Origin of the sequence: Myxococcus sp. CA023, assembly GCF_010998615.1 — a bacterium.
Taxonomy (GTDB): Bacteria; Myxococcota; Myxococcia; order Myxococcales; family Myxococcaceae; genus Myxococcus.
The window spans coordinates 1-18,284 of the sequence record NZ_JAAEAH010000029.1 but is presented as its reverse complement, the minus strand read 5'-3'; the positions used below and the strand labels follow the sequence as shown (position 1 = coordinate 18,284).

Here is an 18,284-nt window from a genome sequence, read left to right as displayed (position 1 = left end):
TCAGCGCGTGTCGGGGAGTTGCGTGTAGTCGTGGAAGTTGCCGTGCAGCCGCTCGCCGGGCTCGCCCTCGGTGACGGCCTGGACCAGGTACTTGCCGCCCACGAAGCACCCCTTCCACGAACCACCGATGCCGCCGAAGACCTCGTCCCGGTCTCCGCGCGAGCGCGGCCCGTTGTGGCCGACCTTGAAGGCCCTCAGCTCGGTGGAGACGCGCTTGCACGTGTCGGGCTCGTCGCAGGCGATGGAGGCGACCAGCGAGCCGTTGGACACGTTCATCTCCGCGATGAGCTCTTCCTCGCTGTCCACGACGACCAGCGTGTCCACGGGGCCGAAGGGCTCGCCGTGGTAGAGCTTGCAGTTGCGCGGAACGTGCAGCAGCGCGTGCGGGGCCAGATACGCGGAGACGTCCTGGTCCGGCAGGAAGCGCTCCGAGTCCAGCCTCCCGGCGAAGAGGGGCACGGCGCCGCGGCCCTCCGCCTCGCTCATCAGGCCGTGCAACTCCTCGACCTTCTGGCTGTTGATGAGCGGGCCGAAGTCGAGCGCGGGTGGCTCGCCATCCGGAGTCTCCGCCAGTAGCGGGTGCCCCACCTTCAGCGCGGAGACGACGGGCAGGTACGTCTCCAGGAAGCGCGGCATCAGGCTCCGCTCCACGACGAAGCGCGGGTACGCGGTGCAGCGCTGCTTGCCGTACTCGAAGCCCTTCTTGAGCTGCTTCGCCAGCCCGTCCCAGTCGCTGAAGTGCCAGATGCCGTAGGCATTCACCCCTTCCATCTCCAGCATGTAGCGCTTGTTGCGGTCATAGAGGCTGGCCGCGATGTCCCGCCCGTTCGCCTTGCCGCCCACGAAGGACAGGCAGGCGATCTCCGGATTGCGCACCAGCGCGTCGCTGAGCTGTCCGCCCGAGCCACTGATGAGCGACACAGGCAGCCCGCAGCGGCGCGCGAGCCCCATGCAGAGGGTCAGCGAATAGAGCCCACCATCCGTGGGCGTCTTGGCGATGGCGCTGTTGCCCGCGAGCACCTGGACCAGCACCGCGTGGACCAGCACCGACAGCGGGTAGTTCCACGAAGCGATGTTGGAGATGAGCCCCAGCGGACGGCGGCCCTCCACCATGGGCTCGATTTGGGAGACGTACCACTCCACGCCAGTGATACAGCGGTCCACGCTGACGCGGGCCTGTGGCACCGGCTTGCCAATCTCCCAGGCCAGGATGAGGGCCAGCAGCTCACGCTGCTCACGCAGCAGGGAAAGGCACTGGGTGACGCGCTCCTTGCGCGCATCGAGGTCCTGGTGGGCCCAGGTCCGTGCCTCCGCGGCGGCGGCGCTCGCTGCGACACGCGCGGTGTTCGCATCAATCATGGGCAGGCGGCCCAGGACGGTGCCGTCCACCGGGGACAGGTAGGGCTTCCCCTTTCCGGGATGCCCCCATTCACCCGCGATGAGGTTGAGCACTCGGCCAGTCGGGTCGAACGCCTCGGGAACGAGCGCCCGGATTCGGCGCTCCAGATTGGACCACTCCGCGTAAGCAGGCACCACACTCGCCATGAACACGCCCTCCCCCGGAAGGAGACCAGGCCGACACTCCACCCGGCATCGGCACATTGCGTCAAGGTGATGGCAAGTGAGGCGCGCGGCAACCGCCGCCCCGCGGCCACGGGTTGCGTCGCTTTTCGCGCGCTGCGCCTTCCAGATTTCTTCCCAGCGAGCCACATTGACCTGACAGATTCCGGTGCAAACTGACTACTCAGGAAGTAGCCTCTGTCTGCATGGGGCTCCCTTTCCTGAATCCGGCCCGACTTCCACCCGGAACCCGGGTGGGCCCGTGGCGCCTCATGGACCTGCGAGGCCGAGGCACCTACGGCGCCGTCTACCGGGCCCGGCACATCACGGGCACGCACACCGTGGCCCTCAAGCTGGCCCTGCATGCCCGGGACGAACGCTTCGCGCGCGAGGCCGAGCTGCTGTCCCGCATCCATCACCCCGCCGTTCCCCGGTTGCGAGCGAGCGGGCATTGGCAACCCGCCAAGGGACCGCCCCACCCCTACCTCGCGATGGACTGGGTGGAGGGCACGCCGCTCTACGATTGGGCCAGCGAGCACCGTCCCACGTCGCGGCAGGTGATGGCCCTGCTCGCGAGGCTGGCGCGGGCGCTCGAAGCCACCCACGCGGCCGGGGGGCTGCACCGGGACGTCAAAGGGCACAACGTGCTGGTGCGTGAGGCCGATGGGCAGGCGTTCCTCATGGACTTCGGTTCCAGTCACTACGTGGGTGCCGCGACGCAGACGAGCTCGCCGTTTCCACCAGGGACGCCGGCCTATCGTTCCCCTGAAGCATGGCGCTTCGCGGCGAGTGACTCCGCGCCTCCGTATGCGCCGGGACAGGCGGATGACGTCTTCGCCCTGGGCGTCACCGCGTTCCGGATGATCACGGGGCGGTATCCGCCGTCGACGCATCCTGACGTGGCGGAGTCCAGGTTCTGGCACACCGAGCGAGCCCAAGCCCCATCCCCGCGAGACACGAATGGGCACTGCTGCCCGGAGTTGAGCGCGTTGGTGTCGCGGATGCTCGCTCCAAGCCTCCATGTGCGAGGCAGCGCACGCGAGCTGGCGGAGGCTCTGGATTCCGAGGTGGCACGGGCGGGCTCGGAATCGGATGTACCACTCACGGTGGGAGGTGCCCTTCACTCCCGTGCATCGGCGCAGTGGAATGAACGTTCCGTCCGCCATCGAGCCCGCCGCCCCCGGTGGCCATGGGTGGCCATCATCGGACTTGGAGGCCCCCTGGTACTGAGCCTCGGCTGGCGGCCTCGCGCGGGAGCTTCGGTCACCGTGGCGCCCGGACCTGCTGCGATGTCCGTCGACACAACGGACGGAGGCACGGTCGCTGTCGGAGACAGTGTGTTCGCGGCGCCGGTCGCGACGGCCCAAACGCCATCGGCGTGGTCCACTATCGCGCTGGACCTGCCACCGAAGCCCTTCCCCGGTCAGACGCGGCCCGACTCGTCGGGCCGGTGTCCTCGAAAGGTCCACGTCCTCATTCACGGCGGATGCTGGGTGAAGCTGGCGGTGGACCCCAAGGACTGTGCTGAAGACGGTTACGTTTACAAGGGAGACTGCTATCTCCCCGCCTTCCCATCAGCGCGGCCCGCCACGTCGAGCCCCGCCCACTGCCCTACGCGCCACTGAAGCGCAGCCTCTGTCGCCCGCCTGCCCGCACCCCGCGTCGCTTCGGCAAGGCGCACCGCTGCGGCATATCCTGCTGTCGATGACGCCCACCTACACAGTCACCGCCGTGCGGAACCGGGACGAGTTGGAGCACATCCTGGCGCTGCAACAGAAGAACCTGAAGCAGGCGCTGTCCGCGGAAGAGATGCGCTCACAGGGGTTCGTCACGGTTCAGCACGACCTGCCGGCACTGGAACAGATGCACGCCATGGCGCCCAGCATTGTCGCCCGCCACGACGGAGTGCTGGTGGCCTACGCCCTGTCGATGCCGCGCGAGGCCCGCGCGCTGGCCCCCATCCTGGAGCCCATGTTCGCGCTCCTCGATTCGCTCGAGTTCCGAAGCAAGTCGCTGCGCGACTACCGCTTCTACGTGATGGGGCAGATCTGCATCGACAAGGCGCACCGGGGACAGGGCTTGTTCGACCGGCTCTACCACCAGCACCGGGACCACTTCAGAGATCAGTTCGACCTCATCGTCACCGAGATTTCCGTGCGGAACCTCCGCTCCCTGCGCGCGCACGAGCGGGTCGGCTTCGAGACGATCCACACCTACCGGGACGCGACGGACGAATGGGCCGTGGTCGCCTGGAACTGGGCGCCGCCACGTCCCCCGGACGTCACCGCCGAGGGGAACACGCGCTAAGCGTTGAGCCAGTCCCTCATCATGGGAACTGGCGTTGCACACGCGCGCTGAGCCCGATGAGGGCCGCACGCTCCTCCGCGCTGAACATGGCCCCAAAGGCCCGAGCCTCGGCGGAAGGATCGCGCTGGAAGAACTCCGTCTCGCGCCGAGCGAACTCCGCGATGTTGGCCTCGGTCGCGGGCTGGCTGAGCAACTCTCGCTGCTGCGCGTAGAAGTCCCCCACCTGGCCTGCGCCGAACTCGCGAGCGTAGGCCTCCACGGCGGGCCCCAGTCGCGTCAACGGCCTCGTCACGCCAGAGGCTTGAAGCGCGGGGCCCACGAAGGGCACGGCGTGAACCACGGCGCCCGGCAAGGCCCCCACGGCATGGCCGGCCGTGCCCAGCATCCCCACAGCCCCCGACAGCAAGGGCCGGATGGCCGCCCCGACTGAACCCGGGGGACTCTGCCGCGTAACCTCCAGGGCCTGCTGGCGCTGTCCGCCGGATGGAGCGGCACCTTGACCGGAGAGATTCACCAGAGGGACTGAACGCGGTGGCTCGAAGCGGTCCCTGGATGGCGGCGGCTGCCGAGCAGCATTCCCAGGCGCCGATGGCGGCGTGGCCACGGAATCCCGAACGTGAGACGCGGATGGCGCCACGGCGGGGCGAGGCGCGACTCCAGGACGAATCGGACTGGTGTTCCCCATGCCGGAGAGCATATCACGGGCTATTCACGAAAAACAGACCTCACACCCGTCCCATTCGTTCGCCCCTCGGCAGCGCACGCAATGACTCATCCGCTGTAGCCAAAAGCGACGTGCCACGTTGAAAACAGACGCCAGACACGCCCAATCCCTCATCATCCATCCACGCCTTGGGAGGCCGAAAAACCACGGCATCGGGAAAGGGACGCCCAGGGTCGTTTCAGAGGGAGACAGGCACCCTATCGCGACGAGAAGAGGGCCCAGGCAACACCTGGAGTGCACAGTCCTGGGAACAAATTTGTGACACGGCACAAACATGAATCAGGATTGCCAGGAACATTCGATTTTGATGTATTAAAGCCGCCTCACTTCATTGTCCCCCCTAGCAGGAGTTCCCTCGATGCGTCGTTATGTTGGATCTGCCTTCCTCGCCGCCGGTCTGCTCGTTGGCTGTGGTCCGAGCGAAACCGAAACGTCCACGCAGCAGCCCCAGGAGCAGCAGCAGGGGCTGCTGACGGAGGCTGACGTGGATGTCGCCACCGAGTGCCAGGGCATTCTCCAGTTCGTCAATGAAGCGACGTTCAACACGCTGGACGCCTATCTGCCCAGCAACGTCGTCCACAACCTGGTCAACCGGCGCGCGGTTTCGCAGTTCGTCTCCCTGGCGGACATCTCCTCCGTGGCGCTGGTCGGTCCGGCGCGTCTGCAGCAGATCGAGCAGGGCGCCCGGAGCCAGGACTACATCGACACGGACTGCTACGGCATCGCGAATGGGCTGGCGCTGTCGCAGGATGACGCGGCCGCCATCGTGTCGCTGGTCAACAGCATCAGCTCCACCGAGCTGCACGACATCCTCCCCTACGCCTGGAATGGCGCGCTGAACCTGCGCAATCAGCGCCCGTTCACGAACGCGGACGCCATCGCGAACACGACGGGCATCGCCGACGTGAGCTTCCGCAACCTCCGCAACGCGGCCACGCTGAGCCGTCCGTTCGAGGCGCTCATCAACGCGGTGAACAACCTGCCGCGGCCGCACGGTGGTGTGTTCATGGCACGCCACTTCGACTGGTGGGCGAACATGAACGGCCGGTTCTACAACTTCCAGATCAATGAGTGCTTCGGCGAAAGGACGGAGCGGGTGTCCGAACCGCATAACCACCGCGGGACGAATGCTGACGCCGCCGAGGTTCGCGCCCATGTCGAGGCGTTCGTCAACGCTGCCGCGAGCTTCGGCACGTTGGATCCGGAAGTGAAGGCCGCCGGTCTGGCCAACCTGAACACCCTGATTGAGGGCCGCTCGTTCTTCGGCTGCTCCTACGGCTACGCGCGTGACCCCTGGAGCGACCACAGCGCGACGTTCTTCGTCGACACCGAGTCCGGATTCAGCGTGTACACGGACAGCTACTACGCAGAGTGATTCACAGGCGATCCGGACGGGGCTGAACGGCCCGTCCGGGGCGCAGCAGGCTTGAAGCAAACCGAGGACTCCCGCCGAGCCCCTCCAGCGAGTGGAACTACGCTCCGTGATGGATTCGATTCGGGACCTCTCGCCGTCCCATCACGCGAAGCGCGAGTCCAGCTTCGTGAGCTGGCTCGTGAAGCCTTCCTGCTGCATCTTCGTGAACGCCTCGCTGTGCATCGCGTCCAGCATCACCACCATGCGAACGCCGTCGCCGCTCGGGAGGAAGTCCACGGCGATCTTGCTTTCGTAGGGAGCGACACCCGGGAGGAAGTCGATGACGTTCGTGAGGACGAGCCGCGAATGTGGCGCCACCTCGGTGAAGCGGGAACGGGTCGCGTGAGAGGTCGGCTGGCCCATCTGCTTCATCGCGGCAATCATCTCCGGTGAGTCGGCAATCATGTCGTACCGAAGGGCGCCGCCTACGCGTGCATCGAGTTCCTGCACCGCGGCACGGAAGCCCTGGGGTCCCCACCACGACTCGAAGCCCTCTTTCGTGGTCCAGAGCGCCCAGATGTCCTCGATTCCCGCCCGGTAGGTGCGCTCGATGACGACCTTCGCCTTCTCGTTGCTCATTTCCGCTGCCCCTTCTCTTCGACTCGGCGAGTCTGTTGTTGTTGCTGCTTCTTCTCCAGTGCGGCTCCGAAGCGATCGAGTCGCGCCTCCCACAGCTGCCGGTACCCGGTGAGCCACCCATCGAGTTCCTGAAACGGCTCCGGCTTCAAGGCGTAGAGGCGACGCTGCCCATCCGGCCGCATCGAGACGAAGCCCGATTCCGACAAGATGCGCAGATGCCGCGAGACACCTGACTGGTGGATTCCGGCCTTCTCGACGACGTCACTGACCTGCTGCTCACCGTGCCGAAGGGCCTCGACGATGCGGCGTCGCGTCGGGTCGGCGAGCACCTGGAAGACGTCGAGTTGCATAGACATGCATATACACACTCATGCACATATCCGTCAAGGCCGGTGCCCACCGCAAGCGCACGGGCCAGGCGAGGCGCCGTCGTGTCGGCACCTGGAGCCCTCTGGCGGGGCCCTGCTCGGAAGAACTCCGTGGCGACAGCCTCGATTCGGTCTGCCTGCTCCCTTACTCAGCGGGCCGTCGAAGCCGGCTCCGGAGGCGGTATCATGGCGCGTGCCCGCTGAGGGCGGCTCACCAGGATCTTCCCACCACGACTTCGAAGTGGACCGCGATGCACTACTTGAGCCTCACCGCTGAATTCAAAGCATCCCACGCAGTCACCTTCCCGGACGGCCAGCGCGAGCCCCTGCACACGCACGACTGGTGGGTCCGCGTCTGGGTGAAGGCGCGAGCGCTGAACCATTGGGACGTCATCATCGACTTCAAGGATCTCCAGGACATCATCGATCGGGTGTGCCGGGAGCTCCATGACACGAACATCAACGAGCACCCCTACTTCAAGACGGTGAACTGCACGGCCGAGCGCGTCACCGAGTACGTCTTCAAGCAGGTGGAGTCGGGCCTGCCCGAGGGCGTCACGCTCGACCGGGTGCACCTGCGTCGGACGGGCGGCGAGCTTCCAGAGGCCGAGTACGCGCATGCGAGGGACTGACCGTTGAGGATTGCTCCTGACTCCGCGCTCGCCTCCCGAGCGCTGGACGGTTAGAAACACTCCTTCCATGGCGCCTCCTGGCCTTCCTTCCCCCTCTCCCCTGGCCCCCATCTCCGGAAGTGGGGGCGTTCGTGTGAAGGTCGAGGGCCTGCGCCGCACCTTCCCGGGCAACGTCGCCGTGCTGTCGGGGCTGGACCTGGACGTGGCGCCCGGTTCATTCGTGGCGCTGCTCGGGCCCTCCGGGTGCGGCAAGTCCACGCTGCTGCGACTGGTGGCCGGGCTGGACCGCGCCGAGGCCGGGCACATCTCCTTCACCCCGACGCTGGAGCGCCCCCAGGGCGAGCGCGCCCCCATCGCCTACGTCTTCCAGGACGCGCACCTGCTGCCCTGGCGCTCGGTGCTGGACAACGCGGCGCTGCCGCTGGAGCTGACCGGCGTGTCGAAACCGGAGCGGCAGGCTGCCGCGCGCGCCGTGCTCGAGCAGGTGGGGCTGGGTGATGCCACCGACCGCTATCCGGCGGAGCTGTCCGGCGGCATGCGCATGCGCGTGTCCCTGGCACGCGCGCTCGTCACCCACCCCCGGCTGCTACTGCTGGACGAGCCCTTCGCCGCCCTGGACGAGCTGACGCGCGGCCGGCTGGATGATCAACTCCGCGCGCTGTGGCGCAAGCTGGGGATGACCGTGCTCTTCGTCACCCACTCCATCTCCGAAGCCGCCTACCTGGCCGAGCGAGCCGTGGTCCTGTCGCGACGTCCCGCGCGCGTGGTGCTGGACCGGACGCTGGAGCTGCCAGGTGAGCGCAGCGCATCCCTGCGCACCGAGGCGTCCTTCGCCCGCGAGGCCCGCCTGCTCAACGAGGCCCTGGAACAAGGAGAGCGCTGGTGAACCGCTCAGCCCTTCGCGCGGCGGTCCCTCCGCTGGTGGCGCTCGTCGTCCTGCTGACCCTCTGGGAAGGCACGGTGCGCCTGCTGGAGGTTCCGCGCTGGCTGGTGCCTCCGCCCTCGGCCATTGGTGCCGCGGGAGCCCAGGAGGCGTCCTCGCTCCTCGGCGCGGCGGTCACCACGGGCCGCTCCGCCCTGGTCGGCTTCGGGTTGAGCGCGGTCCTGGGGGTGCTCGTGGCCGTCCTCCTGGCCTCCTCGCGGATGGTGGAGCGCGCCCTCTACCCCTACACCCTCTTCCTGCAGACGGTGCCCATCGTGGCCATCGCCCCCCTGCTGGTGCTGTGGTTCGGCCCGGGCCCCCGCGCCGTCGCGGTGTCGTCCTTCATCGTCTCGCTCTTCCCGGTCATCGCCAACACGCTCACCGGGCTGCGCTCGGTGGAGCCCTCGCTCCGGGACATGTTCCGCCTCTATGGCGCGCGGCGGCTCGCCACGCTGTGGAAGCTGGAGCTGCCCGCGGCGATGCCACACCTGTTCACGGGGCTGCGCATCGCCTCGGGGCTGGCCGTCATTGGCGCCATCGTCGGCGAGTTCGTCGCCGGCTTCTCTGAGGGCTCCGCGGGGCTGGGAATCCTCGTCCTGTCCGCGTACCGTCAGCTGCGCACGGATCTGCTGTTCGCCGCGGTGCTGGCGGCCTCGGGGCTGGGCCTGGTGTTGTTCGGTGTGGTGAGCCTCACCGGCGCCCGGCTGCTGCGGCGCTGGCACCCGTCGGCGCAGGGAACATGAATCGCCTGGAAAGGAGCTGAAGGTGAGCGGACGCCTCTTTAAACTGTTGGGCTGCGCGGTGCTTCTCGTGGCCGCGGGCGCCTGCTCGCGCCAGAAGGAGGAGCCCAAGCAGGGCTCCCAGGCCGCAACGGGGGCCAGCACCACCCCTCCGAAGGCGGCCGCCCCGGCCAAGGTGAAACTGGCGCTCAACTGGGTGCCGGAGCCCGAATTCGGCGGCTTCTATGCGGCGCGGGAGTCGGGGGCCTTCTCCCGCCATGGGCTCGAGGCGGAGATCCTCGGCGGCGGAGCCGGCGCCCCCGTGCCGCAGATGGTGGCCACCGGCAAGGTGGAGTTCGGCATCAGCGGCGCCGACGAGCTCCTCGTCGCGCGGGCCCGAGGCCTGGACGTGATTCCGCTGTTCGCGGTGTACCAGACGTCTCCGCACGCCATCATGGCCCACGCCTCTCGCGGGGCGAAGAACATCGCGGACGTGCTGTCCTCGGGCACAGTGGCGCTGGAGCCGGGCCTCTCCTACGTGGCCTTCCTCAAGAAGAAGTACAGCTTCGACAAGGTGAAGGTGGTGCCCTACGACGGGGGTGTCGCGCGCTTCCTGGCGGACAAGGACTTCGCCCAGCAGTGCTTCATCACCGCCGAGCCCATCGCCGCGAAGCGGCAGGGCGCCACGCCAACAGTGTTCCTGGTGGCCGAGGAGGGCTTCAACCCGTACCTCGCCGTGGTCATCACCCGGCGCCAGTACTGGGAGGAACAGCCCGAGCGGGTGAAGTCCTTCGTGGCGGCGGTGCGCGAGGGGTGGCGGGCCTACCTGGACAACGCGGGGCCCACCAACGCGGTGATGGGCAAGCTGAACACGACGATGGACGCGGAGACGTTCGCGGCGGGGGCCGAGGCGCAGAAGCCGCTCATCGAGACGGAGGAGACGCGGGCCCGAGGACTGGGCACGATGAACCGCCAGCGGTGGGAGCAACTGGCCCAGCAGCTCGTGGAGCTGGACCTCATCGAGAAGGCGCCCGCCGCGGACGAGTTCCTGCTGCCGGAGTTCACCGGCTCACGCGATTGAAGCGGCGCGGAGCCGTATCAGCCAAGAGCCGCCCAACCCGCTCGAATATCCTCCGGCCCGGTGACCCGGGATGCTGCCTGATGGCGAAAGCCCGGAACGCGCTGCGGAACGCGGGGGTGCCGCGCAGCGCACCTCGCCGTGGGGGCATGGAACAACGAACGTCCAGGCATCCCCTTCGACTTCCAGGGACCGGAGTTCATCTGATTCCAAAGGGCGTTCGGTAGGGCGCCTCCTTCGCTCAGCGTCCGGTTCGCGCATCGAGGCAGCGCATGCGCGGCGGAGCTGACGCCTCCTGCCTGGAGTTGCCCCCGTCAAATCGGACAGCCCAGGGAGGAGAGTTAGCAGTACGGAACTCGAGGGGTGACTTCATCTTCAGCCTGCGGTGCGGGTGGCAGCGGTTGGAGTCGTCGAACCAAAGGGGGAGTTGGGCGAGGACGTGGAAGGCCGAGGGCAATTCGTTGACGTAAACGTAGTCGCGCGTGAAGGTCTTCACGAAGGACTCGGCCATGCCGTTGCTCTGGGGCGAGTAGGCGGGCGTGGTGCACACCCACAGGCCAAGGCTGAGACCGAAGTCACGGGTGTCCTTGGCTGTGTAGTCGGGGCCGATGTCGGACAGCCATTCCACCAAGCGGGACCCCGTAAGCGTTCAGGGGGGCTGGGCGGCTGAAGAAGGAGCAGGCCAGCAGCCGGCGGGAGGCTTGTCGCGCTCTGACGCGGCTGGCCCAGGCGCGAGCGCGGGCGATTGTGACCCTGCGTCGGTTGGCTGCGCTTGTACTGGGAATGCGCCGACTGCGGCTCGCTCCCAGACGGGGGTAGCCGTGTCCGCCTACGAATACCGACGTTTGCAAACGGGCGCTCAGCCTTTGTGGACACCACCCCGCTTCCCTGGTCAGTACCACGACGCCAAGACTGACCTCTTCGAAAACTGGAACCGCTACTACGATCCGAGCGCGGGGCGGTATCTGCAGCCGGAGCCGTTGCAGGAGGACCCGGAGTCCGTAAAGGGTATGGCGCAGCAGGGACTGAGCACGCCCGCGTATGCCTACGCGCTTAACAATCCAATGCGGTTCGTGGACCCAACCGGTGAGAATCCAATCAATCCGGCTTGCGCATACATGTTCAACAAGCACGGTTTGGATTTGACGACGGCTGAATTCGGCATTGGGGTCGGAGACGCAAAGGCGCACCGCCATACTACTTGTCTCATTGCGCAGTTGTGTGGGACTACGCCAAGTTCTACCCTCAACAGTGCGGGGGCATGGGACCTTGGGCTGTCCATGGAGTTGTTGGATGGGATCAATAAGGCGCACAGAGGGGTGCGTATCGGTGACAATATTGAGGATGGATATGCAGACGTTGACAGTAATACTTGTGGGGTCGACCCGCGCCGTGACGACTCGTGTGCGGAACGATGCAGGAACCACACTGGGATGCCGCGCCCTCGGGTGAAAAAGTATTAGAAATGGGGACGACTCGCCGTAGACTTCGTCTGCTCGCTATGACGGTGGCAGTTGCAGTTCTCGTTGTGGCGGGTGTCGTCGCGCTTTCGATGTTCGCCTGGCAGGCGAAGAGAATCGATCGACGCTACTCCCATGGGCACCAGCCACATGCCGAAGGGATGGGTTCCGGTGAGTGGCTCCCTTCCTTTGTGCCCGCCAATGCGATGGACATTGCGCAGCGACACCATCTGGATTGGGATGTGGTTCATGGAGTCTTTATTGTCCCCTCCAAAGATGTGCCCTCACTTGTAGACGAGCTTGATCCGATTCAAGGCGAATGCGTGCTTTCGCTTCCGGTAGACACCATTGGAGAATTTCCGCTTAAGGAGCGAGAAGTAACGTGTGCCCGGCTACGGGATCTGGGCTTCTCCGTGTTCCGGGTTGCTCCGACGTTGGGCGGAGTGGCGACCGACAAGTGGGGCTATATCGTGCTTGTCGATGAGCGAAGCGGCGCGGTTCTCTATTGGTCCGACGCCTTCCGATGATGCATTCGTAGTTCTCTTGTAATCCTGAGTCGTCCTCCGCCCCAGGAATTCTTGAGACACCTCTCTGGGGGATAGCCTCCCCCTCGTGAGGTGGATGTGAAGAGGCAGCAGACGCAGGACAGGACGGCGGAGCGCGGTCTGTTCTCGGCGAAGCGGAAGAAGAGGCCGTGCTCCGATTGCTCAGGGGCGAGGAGCTCGACGCACTGTCGCGGGAGCTGGGCGTCACTGCGGCGGTGCTGAGCGAATGGCGGGAGAAGTTCCTGGCTGGCGCCGAGGCCAACCTCAAGAGCCGCGAGCCGGAGCCGGCAGACGATGAGGTGCTGCGGCTGAAGGCCATGGTGGGCGAGTTGATGATGAAGAACGAGTTGCTCGCTGAGAAGGCCCGTCTCTTAGAGGGCAACGCGCCGGGTTTTCCCTGGAGGAAGTCGAGAGGATGAGCGCCTGTCTCTCGCCTTCCAGCGGCAAGCGGTACGGGCTGGCGCTCGTGACGGCCACCTGGCGCGTACCCCGTGCACGGCGTACCGGCGCCGTGCCCGCCTGCGCACCGTGGCCGCGCCTGCAGCTCGGCGCGGCCCCAAGGCGGCGCTGACGGACGAGGCGCTGCTGGAGGCCATCCGCGGCGTGCTGGCGGCGGCGCCCTTCCTGGGCGAGGGGCACCGCAAGATGTGGGCTCGGCTGCGTGCCCAGGGCGTGCGCACCTCGAAGGCGCGCTGCCTGCGACTCATGCGCGAGGCGGGGCTGCTGGCACCGGGCCGCGCCCGCCGGGTGCTGGGGCCGCGCAACCACGACGGCTCGATTACCACCGACAGGCCCGATGTCATGTGGGGCACCGACGCCACCTGCACGGTGACGACGTCGGAAGGGCAGGCAACCGTCTTCATCGCCGTCGACCATGGCACTGCCGAGTGCGTAGGCATCCACGCCGCCAAGGTGGGAAGCCGCTTCGAGGCTCTCGAGCCCATTCGGCAGGACATCAAGGCGCGCTTCAGTGCGTACGGCCAGGGCGTGGCTTCGGGGCTGGCTATTCGCCACGACAACGGCAGCCAGTACACCTCCGACGTCTTTCAGAACGAGCTGCGCTTCCTGGGGGCCAACTCCAGTCCGTCCTTCATTCGCAGTCCCGAGGGCAACGGCTGCGCCGAGCGCTTCATCCGCCCCCTCAAGGAGCAACTGCTCTGGGTGCGCACCTTCGCCATCGTGGAGGAACTCCGGCTGGCCCTGCTGGAATGGGCCCACCGGCATAACGAGCACTGGCTACTTGAGCGCCACCACTTCCTTTCGCCGAGTCAGGCCCGGCGAGAGCTGAGACTGAAGCAAGCGGCCTGATTACGACCAACCTAGTGTCTCAACAACCCGGTGCGGTACACCAGGAAGCCTGACCCAGAAACGAAAAAGGCCCCCGAGTCTTTCGACTCGGAGGCCTGATTCGGAGTGCCCAGGGCGGGATTCGAACCCGCACACCTTTCGGCGCCACCCCCTCAAGATGGTGTGTCTACCAGTTCCACCACCTGGGCGTTTGCTGCGGCGTCCATCTACCGGAGCTTTCTGATTCACGCAACGACAATCTCAACCGCTGCGTGAATCAGATTCTTCCTACGAACCACGTACCGCGAACGACTACTGCGCCGGAGCCGGCTCACCCGTCGCCGGGTTGCCACCACCCTCGGCGGGCGGAGTCGACTGCTCGCCGCGCGGCTGCTCCATACTGCCCGGAGCCGCGTCACCCGAGGTCGCCGGGGCCGGCTGCGCCGGAGGCGAAGCCACCGAGCCACCCGCCGCCACCGAGGAGCGCAGCCCCACGAAGGACAGGCCGAGCGAGCTGAAGAAGAAGAGCGCGGCGAAGACGCCGGTCAGCTTGCTGAGGAACGTCACCGCACCCCGGCCGCCGAAGGCGCTCGTGGCGGCACCACCGCCCAGCGCGGAGCCCATACCGGCGTCCTTACCCGGCTGGAGCAGAATGACGAAGATCATGAACACGCACACCAGGACGTGCACGATCGTGACGAAGGTCAGCATATGGACTCTTTCAGACGTTCCGTGAAAAGGAGGCGCACCCTACACCAAAGTGGTGAACGGGTGACAACATCTTCCGCCCGCCCCCAGGATCAACTCTAAGTGGCCGCCTTGACGATGGCCGCGAAGTCGCCCGCCTTCAGGCTCGCGCCCCCGACAAGCGCCCCATCAACGTCCGGCTGGCCCAGCAATTCCGCGGCGTTGTCCGGCTTCACGCTGCCGCCGTACTGGATGCGCACCCGCCCGGCCGTCTCCCCGTCATACAGCCGCTCGACCAGCCCCCGGATCGCCGCGTGGACTTCCTGCGCCTGCGCCGCCGTGGCGTTGCGCCCCGTCCCAATGGCCCACACCGGCTCGTAGGCCAGTACGAAGCCCGCCACGTCCTTGGCCTCGAAGCCCTCCAGCGCCCCGCGCACCTGACGCTCCACCACCGCGAGCGTCTGGTTCGCCTCGCGCTCGGCCAGCGTCTCGCCCACGCAGATGATGGGCGTCATCCCCGCCGCGCGGACCGCCTTCGCCCGCTTGTTCACCTGCTCGTCCGTGTCCCCGAAGAGCTGCCGGCGCTCGGAGTGCCCCACGATGACGTAGGCGCACCCCAGCTCCGCCAGCATCGGCGCGGAAATCTCGCCCGTGAAGGCGCCCGAGGACTCCCAGTGACAATTCTGCGCCGCCAGCGCCAGCGGCGCGCCTTCCAGAGCGACATGCAGCGGCTGCAGCGCCACGAACGGCGGCGCCACCACCACCTCCACGGTGTCCCCCAGGGAAGCCACCTGCCCTCGCAGATCGCGCACCAGGGCCAGCGCCTCCGGTACCGACTTGTTCATCTTCCAGTTGCCAGCAACGATCTTCCGACGACGCGCGGTGGCCATGGTGTCCCCCAGGGGTGTGTGGTGTGTCGGACGCGGAGCCTACCGCGTCTCCAGCGCCTTGATGCCCGGCAAGTCGCGTCCTTCCAGGAATTCCAAGGACGCACCTCCACCAGTGGACACATGGCTCATCTTGTCCGCGAAGCCCATCTGCTCCACGGCCGCCGCGCTGTCCCCGCCGCCGATGACGGTGGTGGCCTGCGTGTTGATGGACATGGCCGCGGCGACGGAGCGGGTGCCCTCGGCGAACTTGGGCACCTCGAACAAGCCCATGGGCCCGTTCCACACCACCGTCCTCGCATCGCGGATGTGCTGCGCGAAGATGGCGCGCGTCTTGGGACCGATGTCCAGGCCCATCATGTCCGGCGGAATCGCGTTGTCCGGCGTCTCCGTGGCGGGGCTGTTCTCCGTGGGCTCGGTGCCCACGATGTGGTCCACCGGCAGGACCAGCTGCGTCTTGAACCGGTGCGCCGCCTCCAGCAGGCGCGTGGCCAGCGACAGCTTGTCGCCCTCGACGCGGGACTTGCCCACCTCGACGCCCTGCGCCTTCAGGAAGGTGTACGCCATGGCGCCACCGATGAGCAGCGCGTCCACCTTGGGCAGCAGGCTCTCGATGACCTTGATTTTATCGCTCACCTTCGAGCCACCCAGGATGGCCACGAAGGGCTTGTCCGGGTTCTTGAGCACCTTGCCCAGGTACTCGATTTCCTTCCGCATCAGGAAGCCGGCCGCCTTCTCCTTCACGAAGGGCACCATGCCCGCGGTGGACGCGTGGGCGCGGTGGGCAGTGCCGAAGGCGTCGTTGACATAGACGTCCGCAAGCGCCGCCAGCTCGCGGGCGAACGTCTCGTCGTTGGCCTCCTCTTCCTTGTGGAAGCGGAGGTTCTCCAGGACGACCACCTGGCCTTCCTTGAGCTCCTTCACCTGCTTCTTCACGCCGTCACCGACGCAGTCGTCGGTGAGGATGACTTCGTGCTTGCCGCCGAGCAGCTCGGCGAGCCGCACGGCGACAGGCTCCAGCGACAGCTTCGGGTCCGGTCCCTTGGGGCGGCCGAGGTGGGAGGCCAGGATGACCTTCCCGCCCATTTCGAGCGCGCGCCGGATGGTGGGCATCGCCTCGCGGATGCGGGTGTCGTCGGTCACGCGCCGTCCTTCCATCGGGACGTTGAAGTCCACGCGGATGAAGACGCGCTTCCCGGTCAGCTGCAGATCATCGATGTAACGGATCATCTCGGTCTTTCCCTCTCGGTACCCTGAACGCCCTTGGGACTAGACGCCCTTGGAGACGAGGAACTTCGCCGTGTCCACCATGCGGTTGGAGAAGCCCCACTCGTTGTCGTACCAGGCCATGACCTTGAGCAGGTTGTCGCCCATCACGAAGCAGTTGGTGGAGTCGAAGATGGCCGAGTGCGGGTTGCCGTTGTAGTCCACCGACACCGTCTGCGCGTCGCTGAACTCCAGCACGCCCTTGAGCGGGCCTTCGGCGGCCTTGCGGAAGGCCTCGATGACGGCCTCGGCGGTGACCTTCTTCTCGGTGTTCACCGTCAGGTCCACCAGGGACACGTTCGGGGTCGGCACGCGCACCGCCAGGCCGTGCATCTTGCCCTTGAGCTGCGGAATCACCTCACCGATGGCCTTCGCGGCGCCGGTGCTGGTGGGAATCATGGAGAGCGCGGCGGCGCGGGCGCGGCGCATGTCCTCGTGGGTGAGGTCCAGGATGCGCTGGTCGTTGGTGTAGCTGTGGACCGTGGTCATCAGGCCCTTCTCGATGCCGAAGTTATCCACCAGCACCTTGGCGATGGGCGCCAGGCAGTTGGTGGTGCACGAGGCGTTCGAGATGACGTGGTGCTTGGCCGGGTCGTACTCGTTGTGGTTGATGCCGTAAGCGATGGTGATGTCCGGGCCCTTGGCCGGGGCGGAGATGATGACCTTCTTCGCGCCCGCCTTCAGGTGCTTCTCCGCCGCGTCGCGCGCGGTGAAGCGGCCGGTGCACTCCAGCACCACGTCCACGTTCAGGCTCTTCCAGGGCAGCGCCGTCGGGTCCTTCTCCGCGGTGACGGTGATCTCCTTGCCGTCCACCACGATGCCCTTCTCCGTCGCCTTCACCTCGCCCGGCCAGGTGCGGTGCACGGAGTCGTACTTGAACAGGTGCGCCAGCGCCGCGGGCTTGTCGAGGTCGTTGATGGCGACAATCTCGAGGTCTTCCTTGCGGCTGAGCACCGCGCGGAGGATGCAGCGACCGATGCGGCCAAAACCATTGATGGCAATCCGGGTAGCCATGTTCGTCGTCTCCTTGAGCAGTGGGTGCCAGGCACCCACAGGTCGTCACGTCAAAATCGAGGGCGGCCGACCGTAGGCATCGCGACCCGCCGAGTCAACGCCCGGCGACATCCCCGCGACGACGCGCACGCCGAAGCTGAACAATCACCCCGAGCAACAGCCAGACGGCGGTGCCCGTTCCCCCACCCGCCCCGCAGCCACAGCCGGAATCTCCCAGCGGATAGAACTGCGGCAGCACCCCCACCACATGGGGCTCCGGCTCGGGTTCCGGCTCGGGCTCCGGTGGCGGGTGCGGGTCCACGCCCCGCGCCGCCACACAGGCGGTGAGCAGGCTCGCGGCGCCGGATTCCTCGGCCGGCGGCGGAGGCAGCTCCGTGAGCAGGCCCGCCTGCACCAGGAACGAGGACATGAGCCCGGCGCGCTGCACCGGACTGACGATGCCCTCGAAGGGCACGCCCAGCAGCAGCACCCGCCCGTTGGGCGCCGACATCACGCCCGCCGCCAGGTCAGTTCCCAGATAGCGAAGCACGGACGTGCCACCCGACGCGGGCGTCAGCACGTCCGTCACGCCCACCGCGTAGCCGCCCCGCGTGCCGTCATCCAGCGCCACCCCGGTGAGCTGGGCCAGCCAGTCACCCGGCATGCCCTCCACGGTGAATGGGGGCGTTCCGCTGCCCGGCGCCGCGCGAAGAATGTCCGCCAGGAAGGCCTGGTCCTCCGCCGAGCCCACGGCCAGCGCCGACGTCACGTGGCTGCCCGACAGGAGGAGGTGCCCCCCCTGCATCACGAACCCGCGCAGGGCGTCCTGCTCCTCACGGGTAGGACGGGCCCCTCC

General features: G+C 67.0%; 20 protein-coding genes, 1 tRNA gene and 1 pseudogene. 11 read left to right on the top strand and 11 right to left on the bottom strand.

What is annotated here, in order from left to right; genetic code table 11:
• Positions 1 to 1,545: an aldehyde dehydrogenase family protein gene (locus tag F8M74_RS14855; protein ID WP_141254664.1), complete on the bottom strand. Its 1,545-nt coding sequence runs from the start codon at positions 1,543 to 1,545 to the stop codon at positions 1 to 3.
• A 287-nt stretch (positions 1,546 to 1,832) separates the two neighbouring features.
• Between F8M74_RS14855 and F8M74_RS14850 the strand changes: the two genes are divergently transcribed.
• Together F8M74_RS14850 and F8M74_RS14845 are read left to right on the top strand one after the other, a co-directional pair.
• A complete protein-coding gene (locus F8M74_RS14850; RefSeq protein ID WP_141254663.1) occupies positions 1,833 to 3,185 on the top strand; it encodes a serine/threonine-protein kinase in 1,353 nt (450 codons plus the stop codon).
• Between the two features lie 79 nt (positions 3,186 to 3,264).
• On the top strand, positions 3,265 to 3,867 hold the full coding sequence (locus F8M74_RS14845) for a GNAT family N-acetyltransferase (protein ID WP_141254662.1): 603 nt from the start codon (positions 3,265 to 3,267) through the stop codon (positions 3,865 to 3,867).
• Between the two features lie 19 nt (positions 3,868 to 3,886).
• Here F8M74_RS14845 and F8M74_RS14840 read toward each other — a convergent pair whose 3' ends face one another.
• Complete coding sequence (locus tag F8M74_RS14840; RefSeq protein WP_141254661.1) at positions 3,887 to 4,252, bottom strand: hypothetical protein; 366 nt, start codon at positions 4,250 to 4,252, stop codon at positions 3,887 to 3,889.
• Positions 4,253 to 4,949: 697 nt separating this feature from the next.
• On the opposite strand from F8M74_RS14840, the gene F8M74_RS14835 reads away from it, so the two are divergent.
• Entirely contained in the window at positions 4,950 to 5,966 is a 1,017-nt protein-coding gene (locus F8M74_RS14835) for a hypothetical protein (protein ID WP_141254660.1), read from the top strand.
• 141 nt (positions 5,967 to 6,107) lie between these two features.
• Here F8M74_RS14835 and F8M74_RS14830 read toward each other — a convergent pair whose 3' ends face one another.
• Positions 6,108 to 6,584: an SRPBCC domain-containing protein gene (locus tag F8M74_RS14830; protein WP_141254659.1), complete on the bottom strand. Its 477-nt coding sequence runs from the start codon at positions 6,582 to 6,584 to the stop codon at positions 6,108 to 6,110.
• Positions 6,581 to 6,940, bottom strand: coding sequence for a helix-turn-helix transcriptional regulator (locus F8M74_RS14825; protein ID WP_301340587.1), 360 nt, complete (start codon positions 6,938 to 6,940; stop codon positions 6,581 to 6,583). The genes F8M74_RS14830 and F8M74_RS14825 overlap by 4 nt, the downstream gene beginning before the upstream one ends.
• Before the next feature lie 263 nt (positions 6,941 to 7,203).
• Here F8M74_RS14825 and F8M74_RS14820 point away from each other — a divergent pair, with 263 nt between their 5' ends.
• The 4 genes from F8M74_RS14820 (at position 7,204) to F8M74_RS14805 (ending at position 10,306) form a co-directional block, all read left to right on the top strand.
• Positions 7,204 to 7,584: a 6-carboxytetrahydropterin synthase gene (locus F8M74_RS14820; RefSeq protein WP_141254657.1), complete on the top strand. Its 381-nt coding sequence runs from the start codon at positions 7,204 to 7,206 to the stop codon at positions 7,582 to 7,584.
• Positions 7,585 to 7,717: 133 nt separating this feature from the next.
• A complete protein-coding gene (locus F8M74_RS14815) occupies positions 7,718 to 8,470 on the top strand; it encodes an ABC transporter ATP-binding protein (RefSeq protein WP_141254656.1) in 753 nt (250 codons plus the stop codon).
• Positions 8,467 to 9,249 carry an ABC transporter permease gene (locus tag F8M74_RS14810; RefSeq protein WP_140798095.1) on the top strand — a complete coding sequence of 261 codons (783 nt, stop codon included), beginning with the start codon at positions 8,467 to 8,469 and terminating at the stop codon, positions 9,247 to 9,249. The genes F8M74_RS14815 and F8M74_RS14810 overlap by 4 nt, the downstream gene beginning before the upstream one ends.
• A gap of 58 nt (positions 9,250 to 9,307) precedes the next feature.
• A complete protein-coding gene (locus F8M74_RS14805; RefSeq protein WP_228559513.1) occupies positions 9,308 to 10,306 on the top strand; it encodes an ABC transporter substrate-binding protein in 999 nt (332 codons plus the stop codon).
• A gap of 346 nt (positions 10,307 to 10,652) precedes the next feature.
• Here F8M74_RS14805 and F8M74_RS14800 read toward each other — a convergent pair.
• A pseudogene (locus F8M74_RS14800) lies at positions 10,653 to 10,931 on the bottom strand (integrase core domain-containing protein); the annotation flags it as partial.
• Between F8M74_RS14800 and F8M74_RS14795 the strand changes: the two are divergent.
• From F8M74_RS14795 to F8M74_RS14780, 4 genes are all read left to right on the top strand, one after another.
• The gene (locus F8M74_RS14795) at positions 10,912 to 11,766 is read left to right on the top strand and encodes an RHS repeat-associated core domain-containing protein (protein WP_141254653.1); all 855 of its coding nucleotides are present in this window, start codon (positions 10,912 to 10,914) and stop codon (positions 11,764 to 11,766) included. The pseudogene F8M74_RS14800 and the gene F8M74_RS14795 sit on opposite strands and share 20 nt — an antisense overlap.
• Positions 11,718 to 12,290 (top strand): hypothetical protein, encoded by a 573-nt coding sequence (locus F8M74_RS14790; protein ID WP_141341503.1) that lies wholly within the window; start codon positions 11,718 to 11,720, stop codon positions 12,288 to 12,290. The genes F8M74_RS14795 and F8M74_RS14790 overlap by 49 nt, the downstream gene beginning before the upstream one ends.
• A gap of 167 nt (positions 12,291 to 12,457) precedes the next feature.
• On the top strand, positions 12,458 to 12,727 hold the full coding sequence (locus tag F8M74_RS14785; RefSeq protein ID WP_141254651.1) for a transposase: 270 nt from the start codon (positions 12,458 to 12,460) through the stop codon (positions 12,725 to 12,727).
• A gap of 109 nt (positions 12,728 to 12,836) precedes the next feature.
• Positions 12,837 to 13,616, top strand: coding sequence for an IS3 family transposase (locus tag F8M74_RS14780; RefSeq protein ID WP_141254650.1), 780 nt, complete (start codon positions 12,837 to 12,839; stop codon positions 13,614 to 13,616).
• A gap of 106 nt (positions 13,617 to 13,722) precedes the next feature.
• Here F8M74_RS14780 and F8M74_RS14775 read toward each other — a convergent pair.
• The 6 genes from F8M74_RS14775 to F8M74_RS14750 form a co-directional block, all read right to left on the bottom strand.
• Positions 13,723 to 13,804, bottom strand: a tRNA-Leu gene (locus tag F8M74_RS14775).
• A gap of 103 nt (positions 13,805 to 13,907) precedes the next feature.
• A complete protein-coding gene (gene secG, locus F8M74_RS14770; RefSeq protein WP_141254649.1) occupies positions 13,908 to 14,306 on the bottom strand; it encodes a preprotein translocase subunit SecG in 399 nt (132 codons plus the stop codon).
• Between the two features lie 95 nt (positions 14,307 to 14,401).
• Positions 14,402 to 15,172 carry a triose-phosphate isomerase gene (gene tpiA / locus F8M74_RS14765; protein WP_140862107.1) on the bottom strand — a complete coding sequence of 257 codons (771 nt, stop codon included), beginning with the start codon at positions 15,170 to 15,172 and terminating at the stop codon, positions 14,402 to 14,404.
• Positions 15,173 to 15,211: 39 nt separating this feature from the next.
• A complete protein-coding gene (gene pgk, locus F8M74_RS14760) occupies positions 15,212 to 16,399 on the bottom strand; it encodes a phosphoglycerate kinase (RefSeq protein ID WP_141254648.1) in 1,188 nt (395 codons plus the stop codon).
• 39 nt (positions 16,400 to 16,438) lie between these two features.
• Positions 16,439 to 17,449: a type I glyceraldehyde-3-phosphate dehydrogenase gene (gap, locus tag F8M74_RS14755; RefSeq protein WP_011552882.1), complete on the bottom strand. Its 1,011-nt coding sequence runs from the start codon at positions 17,447 to 17,449 to the stop codon at positions 16,439 to 16,441.
• Positions 17,450 to 17,543: 94 nt separating this feature from the next.
• Positions 17,544 to 18,284, bottom strand: a 741-nt coding sequence (locus F8M74_RS14750) for an MYXO-CTERM sorting domain-containing protein (RefSeq protein WP_239004930.1), incomplete at its 5' end; no start/stop codon positions are given.

Excerpts from the sequence above, each read along its gene's own strand:
- F8M74_RS14855 (WP_141254664.1), bottom strand. The coding sequence starts at position 1,545 with ATGGCGAGTGTGGTGCCTGCTTACGCGGAGTGGTCCAATCTGGAGCGC.
- F8M74_RS14850 (WP_141254663.1), top strand. The coding sequence starts at position 1,833 with ATGGACCTGCGAGGCCGAGGCACCTACGGCGCCGTCTACCGGGCCCGG.
- F8M74_RS14845 (WP_141254662.1), top strand. The coding sequence starts at position 3,265 with ATGACGCCCACCTACACAGTCACCGCCGTGCGGAACCGGGACGAGTTG.
- F8M74_RS14840 (WP_141254661.1), bottom strand. The coding sequence starts at position 4,252 with ATGCTGGGCACGGCCGGCCATGCCGTGGGGGCCTTGCCGGGCGCCGTG.
- F8M74_RS14835 (WP_141254660.1), top strand. The coding sequence starts at position 4,950 with ATGCGTCGTTATGTTGGATCTGCCTTCCTCGCCGCCGGTCTGCTCGTT.
- F8M74_RS14830 (WP_141254659.1), bottom strand. The coding sequence starts at position 6,584 with ATGAGCAACGAGAAGGCGAAGGTCGTCATCGAGCGCACCTACCGGGCG.
- F8M74_RS14825 (WP_301340587.1), bottom strand. The coding sequence starts at position 6,940 with ATGTCTATGCAACTCGACGTCTTCCAGGTGCTCGCCGACCCGACGCGA.
- F8M74_RS14820 (WP_141254657.1), top strand. The coding sequence starts at position 7,204 with ATGCACTACTTGAGCCTCACCGCTGAATTCAAAGCATCCCACGCAGTC.
- F8M74_RS14795 (WP_141254653.1), top strand. The coding sequence starts at position 10,912 with ATGTCGGACAGCCATTCCACCAAGCGGGACCCCGTAAGCGTTCAGGGG.
- F8M74_RS14790 (WP_141341503.1), top strand. The coding sequence starts at position 11,718 with ATGCAGGAACCACACTGGGATGCCGCGCCCTCGGGTGAAAAAGTATTA.
- secG (WP_141254649.1), bottom strand. The coding sequence starts at position 14,306 with ATGCTGACCTTCGTCACGATCGTGCACGTCCTGGTGTGCGTGTTCATG.
- tpiA (WP_140862107.1), bottom strand. The coding sequence starts at position 15,172 with ATGGCCACCGCGCGTCGTCGGAAGATCGTTGCTGGCAACTGGAAGATG.
- pgk (WP_141254648.1), bottom strand. The coding sequence starts at position 16,399 with ATGATCCGTTACATCGATGATCTGCAGCTGACCGGGAAGCGCGTCTTC.
- gap (WP_011552882.1), bottom strand. The coding sequence starts at position 17,449 with ATGGCTACCCGGATTGCCATCAATGGTTTTGGCCGCATCGGTCGCTGC.